This window comes from Bacillus sp. ISL-34, assembly GCF_018613325.1.
GTDB lineage: Bacteria > Bacillota > Bacilli > Bacillales > DSM-1321 > Peribacillus.
This window is the reverse complement of sequence record NZ_JAGGQJ010000009.1, coordinates 1-12,684: the sequence shown is the minus strand read 5'-3', so window position 1 is coordinate 12,684 and position 12,684 is coordinate 1. Positions and strand designations below refer to the sequence as shown.

Below are 12,684 nucleotides of genomic sequence, written 5' to 3'. Positions count from 1 at the left end.
ACAAGAATGAGAAAAGCACCACAGGACACCCGCGTCGTCGTGGGTATGTCAGGAGGCGTCGATTCTTCTGTGTCAGCCCTGCTATTGAAGAATCAAGGCTATGATGTGGTCGGGATTTTCATGAAGAACTGGGATGATACAGATGAAAACGGAGTCTGTACGGCAACGGAAGATTACAATGATGTAATTGCCGTTTGTAATCAAATCGGCATCCCTTATTATGCGGTCAATTTCGAGAAGCAGTATTGGGATAAAGTTTTCACTTATTTCTTGGATGAGTATAAAGCGGGGCGCACCCCGAATCCGGATGTAATGTGCAATAAGGAAATCAAGTTCAAGGCCTTTCTTGAACATGCCGTAAGCCTTGGTGCCGATTATGTGGCTACAGGTCATTACGCACAGGTTGAATACCGGGATGGCGAATACAAAATGCTTCGCGGTGTCGATAATAATAAAGATCAAACGTATTTCTTGAACCAGCTTACTCAAGAACAGTTGGAAAAAGTCATGTTTCCGCTTGGACACATTGATAAGAAGGAAGTCCGTGAAATTGCGAAGGAAGCGGGTCTTGCCACGGCAACGAAAAAAGATTCCACAGGCATCTGTTTTATCGGTGAACGCAATTTCAAAGAGTTTTTAAGCAATTACCTCCCAGCTCAGCCGGGTGATATGGTCACGATGGATGGCAAGGTAATGGGCAAGCATGACGGATTGATGTATTACACCATCGGTCAGCGTCACGGACTGGGGATTGGAGGCAGCGGCGAACCTTGGTTTGTTGCGGGAAAAGACTTGAAGCGCAATGTTTTATATGTGTGTCAAGGCTTCGATAATGATGTGCTGTATTCCAATTCCCTTCGTGCAGTGAATGTCAGCTGGGTAGCTGAACATATACCTGCTGGTGAATTTACATGTACGGCAAAGTTCAGGTACCGTCAAGAGGATAGCGGTGTTAAGGTGAAGGTCTTGGACAATGGTGATGTCGAAGTCATCTTTGACGAGCCCGTCCGCGCGATCACACCTGGACAAGCAGTCGTATTCTATGAAGGCGAAGTGTGCCTTGGCGGCGGTACGATTGATGAAGTATTTAAAAAAGGTGAAAAACTGACTTACGTAGGGTAAAATAAGCATGTCCCCAGCTGTGTTTGCGGTTGGGGACTTCTTTTGGATTGCGGGTATACCGCCTGAATTCTACCACTGGCTTATGCTATACTTTTTAATATAAAAATGGAGTGTGAATGGATATGGATAAGAATCAACAAGGAATTGAATTTATGCAGCAAGGGAAATACGAAGAAGCGGCGAAAGTTTTTAATGAGGCGATCGAGGAAAATCCGAATGAGCCTGTTGCTTACATAAACTTTGGGAATGTATTGACTGCCGTGGGTGAAACGGATAAAGCGGTCAAGTTTTATAAAAAGGCGATCGAGCTGGATGAAAATGCAGCAGCGGCTTACTATTCATTAGGAAACTTATATTATGAATCAGATTCTAAACTAGTCGAAGCGAAGGATATGTTTGAAAAGGCAATCCGTTTAGGACTGGATAACAGCGATGCTTACTTCATGCTTGGATTGACATTGATGGCGTTAGATCAGCCGAAATTGGCGATGCCTTATTTACAGAGAACGGTGGAGCTGAGCCCCGAGGACGTTGATGCGAGATTCCAATATGCGTTATGTCTTGCCAATGCGGAATTATATGATGAATTGATCAATCAACTGAATTTAGTTGTGGAACAGGATCCGGGCCATGCGGATGCTTATTATAATTTAGGCGTTGCGTTTGCAGGGTACCGTGAGGATGCGCAAGCGGCGATGGCTTATTTTGATAAGGCTTTGGAAGCACAGCCTGACCATATGCTTGCTGCGCACGGTAAGAAACTGTTGGAAGAAATGAATGCTGAGTAAATAAAAAGCATATGCATGGAAAGGTGGGGAGAAGCGTTGAGCCAGCAAGATTCGTTGGATTTGTTTTCAGAAGAGAAAATGTTCATGAAAGGAAGTCATTTAGTGACGATCTTTCATAATGAAGAAAATATGTACTCGGTTGTAAGAATTCGTGTGCATGAAACGAATCTGAATTATGAAGAGAAGGAAGCGGTCGTAACAGGTTATTTTCCAAGGATGCATGAGGATGAGATCTATATTTTTTATGGGGCCATGAAGGAGCATCCGCGTTTTGGCCTTCAATTTCATGTAGAGCATTTTCGCAAGGATCTGCCTCAATCCAAGGAAGGCATCGTCAGTTATTTATCAGGTGACCTATTCAAGGGCATTGGGAAAAAAACAGCCGAAAGCATTGTTGAGACACTGGGTGAAAAGGCAATTTCAAAAATTCTGGCTCAGCCCTCGCTACTTGATGATATCCCGAAGCTATCCGGGGAAAAGGCAAAGGGCCTCTATGATACATTGGTCGAGCATCAAGGTCTGGAGCAGGTGATGATCGCCCTGAATCAATATGGCTTCGGTCCGCAGCTGTCTATGAAGATATATCAAATGTATAAGCAGGATACGATCACGATGGTTCAGGGAAATCCGTATAAGCTCGTAGAGGATATTGAAGGGATTGGTTTTGGACGGGCGGATGAGCTTGGGCATCAGCTGGGCATTTCCGGCAGCCATCCTGACCGAATCAAGGCTGCGTGCTTGTATACGCTTGAATCACAATGCCTCCAGGACGGAAATATCTACATAGAAGCCGAGCAGCTATTGGAAGCGGTCAAACGGCTGCTGGAGGAAAATAAACGGGATCGCATTGAGTTCACGAACATTTCCTCGGAAATAATCGAATTGACGCAAGAGGGGAAAATAGTTGTCGAGGATCAACGAATTTATCCGCCTTCGCTATTCTATTCGGAAAAGGGAATCGTAATGAACATCAAGCGGCTGCTTGCTCAAACCGAGTATGAGGACCAGTTCCCGGAATCGGAGTTCTTGCTGGCACTTGGGGAGCTGGAAGAGCGATTGGATGTATCCTATGCCCCTGCCCAAAAGGAAGCGATCCAAACAGCCCTGCAATCACCCATGTTAATCTTGACGGGCGGACCGGGTACCGGTAAGACGACAGTCATCAAAGGAATCGTTGAGCTATATGCAGAGCTGCATGGTGTATCCATGGACATTAACGATTATAAAAAAGAAGGAAGCGATCCATTTCCATTCGTACTTGCGGCTCCTACTGGCCGGGCAGCGAAACGCATGGCCGAATCGACTGGACTCCCCGCTGTTACGATCCACCGTTTGCTCGGATGGAACGGGAGTGAAGGCTTTTCCCATGATGAGGATAATCAGCTGGATGGCCGTATTGTAATCATCGATGAGGTTTCCATGGTGGATACTTGGCTGGCCCATCAATTGTTTAAAGCTCTGCCGGAAAATGTCCAAGTGATATTGGTTGGTGATGAAGATCAGCTTCCATCTGTAGGCCCTGGGCAGGTTTTAAAGGATTTGCTTGCATCGAATTGTGTACCCACCGTCAGTCTGGAACATATATATCGTCAAGCTGATGGCTCATCGATCATTGAATTGGCCCATGAAATCAAAAAAGGAAGGCTTCCGGATGATGTCACGAAACAGCAAGAAGATCGATCGTTCATTCGCTGCCAGACCGGTCAAATCGCCCAAGTAATCGAGAAAGTGGTTGCCAATGCCAGGACGAAGGGCTTCACAGCCAAGGATATACAGGTGCTGGCTCCCATGTATAGAGGGCCTGCCGGGATTGATGCACTGAATAAAATGCTTCAGGAAGTGTTCAATAGCAATGCGGATGAAAAGCGGCGGGAAATAAAATTCGGAGATGTGATATACAGAACGGGAGATAAGGTGCTTCAACTGGTGAACCAGCCAGAGGAGGGTGTCTTTAATGGCGATATGGGTGAAATCGTGTCCATATTGTTCGCTAAGGAAAATACCGATCATGTCGATAAAGTAATCATATCGTTCGAAGGCATCGAAGTGACTTACACGAAACAGGACTTGAACCAGATTACACATGCATATTGCTGCTCGATCCATAAGTCGCAGGGAAGCGAATTCCCCATTGTCATTTTACCTGTAGTGAAAAGCTATTATCGGATGCTCCGACGTAATTTATTGTATACGGCGATTACCCGCAGTAAAAATTTCTTGATCCTTTGTGGTGAAGAAGATGCATTCCGTTTAGGGATCGAGCGTAATGATGAGATGCGCCGCAAAACGACTTTGCGTGAAAAGCTGCGGGAAAGTTTGAGTGAAGAAGAAATGCCGGTGGAAAAGGAAGAGGTACCTCAACAATCAAGTTATCTTGATATTCTCATGCATGCTGATCCGATGATCGGGATGGAGAATGTCACTCCTTATGATTTTATGTAGCTGGTTCTTTTTGTTGAATTTTGTTTAAAATCCATAGTTTTGGTGGAACTATAACTTATATGTGAAAGAGTAGGGGGGATTTGATGAAAAAAGGGTGGATAATAGGAATAGTGGTTGTCGTTTTACTGGTCATTTATGGGGCATCTTCATACAACGGCCTTGTAAGTGCCAGTGAAGACGTCGACAATAAATGGTCACAGGTGGATAACCAATTAAAACGAAGAGCGGATTTGATTCCAAACCTTGTTGAAACGGTGAAGGGATATGCTTCGCATGAAACGGAAGCCATTAAAGCGGTGAGTGATGCACGCTCGAAGTTGGCTGGTGCCAATTCGACTGAAGATGCGATTGATGCCGATCAAGAATTGAGTGGGGCCTTGAGCCGTCTTTTGGTGGTTGTCGAAAACTATCCGGATTTAAAGGCCAATGAGAACTTCAAGGGTCTCATGGATAGTTTGGAAGGAACGGAAAATCGGCTGACGGTAGCACGAAAAGACTATAATGATGAAGTTACCAACTATAATAAAATGATTAAACGCTTTCCGAAGAATATGATGGCAGGAGCGTTTGGGTTCGATTCCAAACCATATTTTGAAGTGACCGATCAAGAAAAAGAAACGCCAAAGGTTGATTTCGGGAGCGATAAATAATGAAAAAACTCGCTGTGTTTGCGCTTTTCTTCATTCTCACGTTCAGTTTAGCAAACGTAGTCGCAGCACAACCTAACATTCCTGAACCAGTTGGGGATATATATGTTCAGGACTTCGCCGGAGTCCTGGATGATCAGGAAAAATCCGAACTCATCGAACTTGGGAAACGATTGGATGATGCCACAAAAGCACAAATTTCCGTTTTGACGGTTGATTCGATGGAAGGATCCGAAATCGAGGGGTATTCGGTCGAGGCGTTTAGATCATTCAAGCTTGGCGATGCCGAGCTGAACAATGGAGTCCTCATTGTGCTGGCCATGGAAGAACAGAAGATCCGCATTGAAGTGGGGTACGGCTTGGAAGGGGCCATTACCGATATAAGGTCTGGACAGATTTTGGATGATGTGGCTATCCCGGCGCTGAAAGAGGGTAAATATGATGTTGCCCTGACGGAAACCTATAAGGCCGTATATAACGATGTCACGAAAGAATACGACCTAGGTGACGAGTTTCATCAAAATCTCTCCGTCCAGCCCGAGTCAGAAACCTTTCAGCCATCAGGTTTACAGATTTTCCTCATTATCATCGTCGTCATCATCGTATTCATCCTCGATGCCAAGTTCTTTAAAGGATTTTTCCTTCAAACGCTAATTAATATCCTTTTGATATTCATCAGTCGCGGAGGCGGCGGCGGCCGTGGAGGCGGAGGCGGTCCACGGGGCGGCGGCGGAGGAAGTTCCGGTGGCGGAGGTGCCAGCAGAGGATGGTAAGGTAAATGTTTTAGTCCGGGAAACCGGTCTCGGTTAGCTCTCATCCCGAACCATGATTAAGCTAGGTTATACTTTATGGTTATTTACAGAGTTGAAAACGACTGAAACGTTTTTTTAATAAAAAGCTGTAGGCAAACTCGCCTTTTTTCGAATTTGTCTACAGTCTGAGACCGGGAAACCGGTCTTTTTTTATGGCCTGGTTTCTGTATTGCCGGAAGAGAGGGACCAACAATGGAAAACCTTTCAGCACATCTAATTACATTAGTAAAGAGATAATAAAAATGTTCGGAAAGGCGGGATGACCTTGCGGACGTTTTCTTTATTGAAAGGAATGCCGGTTTTTACAATCAAAGGAGAAAGAATCGGCACGGTCCACGATTTATCAATTTCTGAAATGGGTCAGGTAACAGGCTTGGTCGTTCACCAACAAGCATTGTTCAAAAGAGCTTTTCATTTGAAACTCGACGATATTTCTTCATTCGGTCCAGATGGGATCGTCATCTTGCAACAGGATTCAACCTTAAGGAAAGTGCCTGCGGATTCCATTTGCCTATCGAAGGACGAATTATTGGGACGCATGCTTTTTTCAGAAATGGGCGAAGAGCTTGGTTTACTGCAGGATGTATATTTCAAGGAGAAAATGGGCACGATTATAGCGTATGAAACAACGGATGGGTTTTTCTCGGAGTCGACAGTGATAGAATCAAAACAGCCGCCTGCATTAGGGAAGGATACCATCATTGTTTCAGTTTATGAACAGTGAGGTGTCCATTTTGGAAATTAAATGTCCGAATTGCCGCAGTAAAGATGTTGGGAAGATTGGCGTAAATCAATATTATTGTTGGAATTGCTTTATTGAAATGACTCTATCCGAAGGGCTCATAAATACGCACCAGGTCGAGGAAGATGGAAGTTTAAGCTCATTGGACGATTTGTTTGAGGAAAATGACCGCCGCTTCGGTATGTAATTAACGGAAGAGGTGTTTGCAATGGCTAGACGTTCACGCAATACTCTAATGAATATGGGTTCGGACTTGATGAACTCGAAGATGTTTAAACGGAACATGAAGAAAATACGCAAAAGATTAAAGTCATTATTATAGCGGCAATGGGTGTCCTGATAATGAGGGCACTCTTTTTTATGTATGAAAACCTCCCGCCTTTCGAAGAATAAATGAGCGGGAGGTGTTTATTTTGAGTATTCGTCTAAAGTGGTTTTATCGCCTGGGTTTTTTATTGCTCTTATTTTTCGTTATCTATATCTTTATGAAACTTAAGCCCATGTGGGGACCTGTCGTAACAGTATGCGTGACGGTACTGCTGCCTTTTTTGATTGGTGCGTTCATCAGTTACTTGCTGCACCCTGTAGTGGAATATTTAAATGAGAAAGGGATGCGACGCTGGCTTTCGATTACGATCATCTATTTATTGTTTTTCGGAGGGATCGGCTTTGCTGTTTATAAAGGCATTCCAGTGATCGTCAGCCAGGTTAGGGAGCTGTCGGAAAGCGTGCCGGAGCTGGTTGAACAGTATCGGGGCAGCATTGATAAACTCAATCATCAAACGGCCGCCTGGCCGTTCGGGATTCATGAAAGATTCGAAGAAGGTGTCACCCTTTTCGAAGATTGGCTGAAGCGTATACCTGAAAAGGCGATGGAGTATGCCATGAAGATGATTGATTTCATCGTCCTTATTGCGTTGATTCCATTCATTGCATTTTATATCCTGAAAGATTTTACTGTTTTAAAAAAAATGGCATGGTATATGACGCCGAAAAAATGGCGAAAGCAGGGACGGGCATTCGTTCGTGATGTGGATGCGTCGCTTGGCGGCTATATCCGCGGACAAATCATCGTCTGTGTCGTGATCGGTTTGATTTCCTCGCTGCTCTTCTGGATAGTCGGAATGCAATATCCGCTACTTTTGGGGGCGATAATCGGGATAACGAATGTCATACCGTATTTCGGACCGATTATTGGGGCCATTCCTGCACTGGTCATCGCCGCGACAATGTCAGTTAAAATGGTGTTGATCATCGCGGCCATCGTGCTTGTACTTCAATTTCTTGAGGGAAATATCCTGTCGCCGCTTATAGTCGGTAAAAGCCTCCATATGCATCCGCTGTTCATCATGCTCGCATTATTGGCCGGGGGTGAAATAGGAGGTATCATGGGCATGGTCCTTTCGATTCCGATCTTGGCTGTGTTGAAAGTTTTTGTACTTCATGCCCGCGTTCATTTTAGAAAGAAGCCGCCCCTTATTGACAAATAAAAGTCTTGTGAATATAATCCATTACATAAGATAATTCGTTGAAGGATGAAGTATGCTGAAGTCCACCTAAAAGAGAGGGGTCCCCTAGGCTGAAAGGGACTGCCAGGTGAAGAGCAGCAGAAAGCTAGTCCTGAGAGCAGCTAATACCTGCCGTCATGCCGCGTTAAGGCTTTTATGAAGGTGATGGGCCTGGGATAAGTTCCTGCGTCCATAATCAGGGTGGTACCGCGAGTCAACTCTCGTCCCTGTTTTTGGGATGGGGGTTTTTTGTGTGCTCAAAATTACATAATTTAAAAGGAGGATATATATATGAAGTATTTAACTGGTGCTCAAATCCGCCAAATGTATTTAGATTTTTTTAGTGAAAAAGGCCATAACATCGAACCAAGTGCGTCATTGGTTCCACATGAAGATCCATCATTGCTTTGGATCAATTCCGGGGTGGCGACGTTAAAGAAATATTTTGATGGACGGGTGATTCCTGAAAATCCAAGGATTACAAATGCTCAAAAAGCCATCCGTACAAACGATATTGAAAACGTGGGGAAAACGGCACGTCATCATACGTTTTTCGAAATGCTCGGAAACTTCTCCATTGGTGAATATTTCAAAGAAGAAGCGATCACATGGGCATGGGAGTTTTTGACGGATGAAAAATGGATTGGGTTCGACAAAGAGAAATTGGCTGTGACGATCCATCCTGAAGATGATGAAGCATTCGAACTCTGGAATAAGAAAATCGGTGTTCCTGCTGAAAGGATCATTCGCCTGGAAGAAAACTTCTGGGATATCGGTGAAGGTCCAAGCGGCCCGAATACAGAGATTTTCTATGACCGCGGACCGGCATATGGCGATGATCCGAATGATCCGGAACTATATCCAGGCGGTGAAAATGAACGGCATCTGGAAGTCTGGAATCTTGTGTTTTCTCAATTCAACCATAATCCGGACGGTTCTTACACACCGCTTCCAAAGAAAAATATCGATACAGGCATGGGCCTAGAACGTATGGCTTCCGTCGTTCAAGATGTGGCGACGAACTATGATACAGATTTATTCATGCCAATCATCCGGGCAGTCGAAGAGATTTCCGATGTGAAATACGGTGTTGATTCAGAAAAAGATGTAGCTTTCAAGGTCATTGCCGACCATATTCGTACGGTAGCCTTTGCAGTAGGTGACGGGGCTCTTCCATCCAACGAAGGCCGCGGTTATGTATTGCGCCGTTTACTCCGCAGAGCGGTTCGATATGCTAAGCAAATCAACATCAACCGACCATTCATGTTCGAGCTTGTGACGGTCGTCGGCGAAATCATGAAAGACTTCTACCCTGAAGTCCTCAAAAATAAAGACTTCATTGCAAATGTGATCAAGAATGAAGAGGAACGCTTCCATGAAACTCTAAATGATGGACTGGCCATCCTTTCTGAAGTCATTAAAAAGGAAAAGGAAAAAGGCGGTACAACCATTCCGGGCAGTGATGCATTCCGTTTATATGACACATATGGCTTCCCGATTGAGTTAACGGAAGAATATGCAGAAGAAGAAGGCATGACGGTCGATCAGGCTGGATTTGAAAAAGAAATGGATGCACAGCGTGAACGTGCCCGTTCAGCCCGTCAAGATGTTGATTCCATGCAAATCCAAGGCGGGGTATTGGGCGATATTAAAGTTGAAAGTGAATTTGTCGGCTATGATCAAGTTGCTGTCGAAGCCAAGGTTGCTGCCATAGTAAAAAATGGTGAGCTTGTAACGGAGGCACAAGAAGGTGAAGAAGTTCAAGTGATACTGAACAAGACTCCTTTCTACGCGGAAAGCGGCGGGCAAATAGCCGATATAGGAACGATGGCCAGTGAATCAGTGAAGGTTGATGTCCTTGATGTCCAAAAAGCTCCTAATGGCCAAAATCTGCACCGTGTAACTGTTGCTGCCGGCACCTTAACAGCAGATTCCAATATCGTTGCTGCGGTAAATCAAGAAAATCGGATTCATATCACGAAAAACCATACAGCGACACATCTTCTGCATCAGGCGTTGAAAGATGTGCTTGGTACACATGTCAATCAAGCTGGTTCACTCGTACAGGCTGAGCGCCTTCGCTTCGATTTCTCTCATTTTGGCCAGATAACGGCGGAAGAGATTGAAGAAATCGAAACGATTGTAAATGAAAAGATTTGGCAAAGCTTACAAGTGAATACGGACTATAAAAACATCGAAGAAGCCAAGGCTATGGGCGCAATGGCGTTGTTCGGCGAAAAATACGGCAAGATTGTCCGTGTCGTTCAAATAGGAGATTACAGCCTTGAGCTTTGCGGGGGTGTCCACGTTCCGAATACAGCGGTAATCGGCTTGTTCAAAATCGTTTCGGAAAGCGGCATCGGTGCAGGGACTCGCCGTATAGAAGCGGTAACGGGTGCAGGGGCATACAAATTGATGACTGATCAAATCGGTGTCTTGAAAGACGCGGCTGCTAAATTGAAAACGAACTTGAAAGATGTACCTTCAAGAATTGAAACGGTACTAGCTGAAGTGAAGGATCTTCATCGTGAGAATGAAAGCCTTACTGCAAAATTAAGCAATATTGAAGCAAGCAGCCTTGTTTCTAACGTAAAAGACGTGAATGGCGTTCAAGTATTGGTGGCAAAGGTTCAAGCTACCGACATGAATAATCTGCGTGCCATGGCGGATGATTTGAAACAAAAGCTCGATTCTGTCATTATCGTATTAGGTTCGGCCCAAGGTGATAAAGTCAATTTGATTGCCGGGGTGACTAAGGATTACATCGACCGCGGCTTCCATGCTGGTAAATTGGTCAAAGAAGTTGCTTCCCGCTGCGGCGGTGGCGGTGGCGGACGTCCTGATATGGCCCAAGCCGGCGGAAAAGACCCTGAAAAATTGGATGCAGCACTTAATTTTGTTGAAGAATGGGTCTTATCGATTTCATAATCAATGGAAAGTGTTGTACAATGTAGGTAATAGTGGATTTTGGACGCTGAGGAGAGGTGCATGTTAATGAGTTCCTTTGATAAAACGATGAAATTTAATTTTCCCGAAGAACCATTCGAAAGAGATGTACAAGAAGTATTGTCTCAAGTTTATGTTGCACTTCAGGAAAAAGGTTATAACCCGATAAACCAGATTGTCGGTTATCTATTATCTGGTGACCCGGCCTACATCCCGCGCCATATGGATGCTCGAAACATTATTCGTAAGCTTGAACGCGATGAAATCATCGAAGAATTGGTTAAGTCGTATCTTAAGAACCATCGAGAGGAATACTAATGCGCACAATGGGACTTGATTTAGGTTCAAAAACCATCGGCGTTGCCTTGAGTGACGCGATGGGTTGGACTGCACAAGGATTGGAAACGATCAAAATTAACGAAGCTGGAAATGACTTCGGCTTTAAACGCCTCAATGAAATTATAAAAGAGCATGATGTTTCTAAAATTGTCCTCGGTTTACCTAAAAACATGAATGGGACAGTTGGACCGCGAGGCGAGATCAGCCAAGATTTCGCTAAACGATTAGAAAACAAATTCAAGCTGCCGGTGTTTCTCTGGGATGAACGGTTGACAACTATGGCGGCTGAACGTGTCCTTCTTGAGGCGGACGTGAGCCGAAGCAAACGCAAGAAAGTCATTGATAAAATGGCAGCTGTCATGATTCTGCAAGGATTCTTGGACAGACAAACAAATTCAATATGAGGTGAATACAAATGGAACACGGCGAAAACAACATTACAGTAGTAGATGAAAACGGAAACGAGCAGCTTTGCGAAATCCTTTTCACATTCGACTCAGATAAATTCAACAAATCTTATGTACTTTACTATCCGATGTCTGCAGAAGATGATGAGGAAGAAATTGAAATCCACGCTTCATCATTCGTACCAAGCGAAGATAATAAAGATGGTGAACTTACACCGATCGAAACAGAAGAAGAATGGGATCTTGTCGAAGAAATGTTAAATACATTCCTTGACCAAGAAGAAGCTGAAGAAGAATAATCACCAGAAAAAACTGACCTCCATCGAGGTCAGTTTTTTAGTTTGTAGACAAAAGGGGTTCTATTTGGAACAGGTGTGCGAGACTCCTGCGGGAAATCAACGTTCGAAATTGATAACCCCTCAACCTTTAAGTAAAATCAATTATTTATCGAGTTTGTCTACAGTAACCCACCTCCATCAAGGTCGGTTTTTTCATGTATGTACCAGTAACCCCTTATCTTTTCTCTGCGAATAAAAGAATAAAAGTTGCAAGCGGACCTAAGAATAATGAAAGCATGAACCAATTTAAGGCCGTTCTATTTTTACCTTGAGCAAGTCCGGCGTTTATGAGTGCCAACGTTCCCCAACCTACAAAAAAAGAATTTTCCATCTCATTCACACCTTTCTCTCATTGAATCACTAGTAGCATACGTATATGAATATTCCTGGTCATTGCATGAGATGCCTAATACATACAGGAAACAAATTGAGTGCATTTTTTAGGCTGAGTAAATAAAACAAAGCTGACTGGAACGGAAGGTACGAGACTCCTGCGGGAATACGCGTCCAAGGGAGACCCCGCAGGCGCAAAGGCGCCGAGGAGGCTCCCGGACCGCCCGCGGAAAGCGAGTGCCTGGAGTGGAAATCAACGT

The 12,684-nt window shown here is 44.4% G+C and carries 13 protein-coding genes; 12 read left to right on the top strand and 1 reads right to left on the bottom strand.

Annotation, left to right across the window (positions count from 1 at the left end; translation table 11 throughout):
* The first annotated feature begins 6 nt into the window (after nt 1–6).
* The 12 genes from mnmA to J7E52_RS08955 all read left to right on the top strand — a co-directional run bounded on the left by mnmA (nt 7) and on the right by J7E52_RS08955 (nt 12,052).
* Entirely contained in the window at nt 7–1,122 is a 1,116-nt protein-coding gene (gene mnmA / locus J7E52_RS09010; RefSeq protein WP_101222649.1) for a tRNA 2-thiouridine(34) synthase MnmA, read from the top strand.
* A 122-nt stretch (nt 1,123–1,244) separates the two neighbouring features.
* On the top strand, nt 1,245–1,910 hold the full coding sequence (locus J7E52_RS09005) for a tetratricopeptide repeat protein (RefSeq protein ID WP_214745126.1): 666 nt from the start codon (nt 1,245–1,247) through the stop codon (nt 1,908–1,910).
* 36 nt (nt 1,911–1,946) lie between these two features.
* On the top strand, nt 1,947–4,352 hold the full coding sequence (gene recD2, locus J7E52_RS09000; protein ID WP_214745124.1) for an SF1B family DNA helicase RecD2: 2,406 nt from the start codon (nt 1,947–1,949) through the stop codon (nt 4,350–4,352).
* Nucleotides 4,353–4,432: 80 nt separating this feature from the next.
* Nucleotides 4,433–5,002 (top strand): LemA family protein, encoded by a 570-nt coding sequence (locus tag J7E52_RS08995; RefSeq protein WP_396020264.1) that lies wholly within the window; start codon nt 4,433–4,435, stop codon nt 5,000–5,002.
* Nucleotides 5,002–5,772 (top strand): TPM domain-containing protein, encoded by a 771-nt coding sequence (locus J7E52_RS08990; protein ID WP_214745120.1) that lies wholly within the window; start codon nt 5,002–5,004, stop codon nt 5,770–5,772. The genes J7E52_RS08995 and J7E52_RS08990 overlap by 1 nt, the downstream gene beginning before the upstream one ends.
* A 304-nt stretch (nt 5,773–6,076) precedes the next feature.
* Nucleotides 6,077–6,535 carry a PRC-barrel domain-containing protein gene (locus J7E52_RS08985; RefSeq protein ID WP_214745118.1) on the top strand — a complete coding sequence of 153 codons (459 nt, stop codon included), beginning with the start codon at nt 6,077–6,079 and terminating at the stop codon, nt 6,533–6,535.
* Complete coding sequence (locus J7E52_RS08980) at nt 6,525–6,740, top strand: hypothetical protein (RefSeq protein ID WP_034311361.1); 216 nt, start codon at nt 6,525–6,527, stop codon at nt 6,738–6,740. Before J7E52_RS08985 ends, J7E52_RS08980 begins: the two co-directional genes overlap by 11 nt.
* 226 nt (nt 6,741–6,966) lie before the next feature.
* The gene (locus J7E52_RS08975; protein WP_214745116.1) at nt 6,967–8,043 is read left to right on the top strand and encodes an AI-2E family transporter; all 1,077 of its coding nucleotides are present in this window, start codon (nt 6,967–6,969) and stop codon (nt 8,041–8,043) included.
* Between the two features lie 309 nt (nt 8,044–8,352).
* Complete coding sequence (gene alaS / locus J7E52_RS08970) at nt 8,353–10,989, top strand: alanine--tRNA ligase (RefSeq protein ID WP_214745114.1); 2,637 nt, start codon at nt 8,353–8,355, stop codon at nt 10,987–10,989.
* 66 nt (nt 10,990–11,055) lie between these two features.
* Entirely contained in the window at nt 11,056–11,325 is a 270-nt protein-coding gene (locus J7E52_RS08965) for an IreB family regulatory phosphoprotein (protein WP_034311358.1), read from the top strand.
* A complete protein-coding gene (ruvX, locus tag J7E52_RS08960; protein ID WP_034308633.1) occupies nt 11,325–11,750 on the top strand; it encodes a Holliday junction resolvase RuvX in 426 nt (141 codons plus the stop codon). Before J7E52_RS08965 ends, ruvX begins: the two co-directional genes overlap by 1 nt.
* An 11-nt stretch (nt 11,751–11,761) precedes the next feature.
* Complete coding sequence (locus tag J7E52_RS08955; protein WP_063232962.1) at nt 11,762–12,052, top strand: DUF1292 domain-containing protein; 291 nt, start codon at nt 11,762–11,764, stop codon at nt 12,050–12,052.
* Between the two features lie 214 nt (nt 12,053–12,266).
* Here J7E52_RS08955 and J7E52_RS08950 read toward each other — a convergent pair whose 3' ends face one another.
* Nucleotides 12,267–12,422: a hypothetical protein gene (locus J7E52_RS08950; RefSeq protein WP_214745112.1), complete on the bottom strand. Its 156-nt coding sequence runs from the start codon at nt 12,420–12,422 to the stop codon at nt 12,267–12,269.
* Nucleotides 12,423–12,684 lie beyond the last annotated feature (262 nt).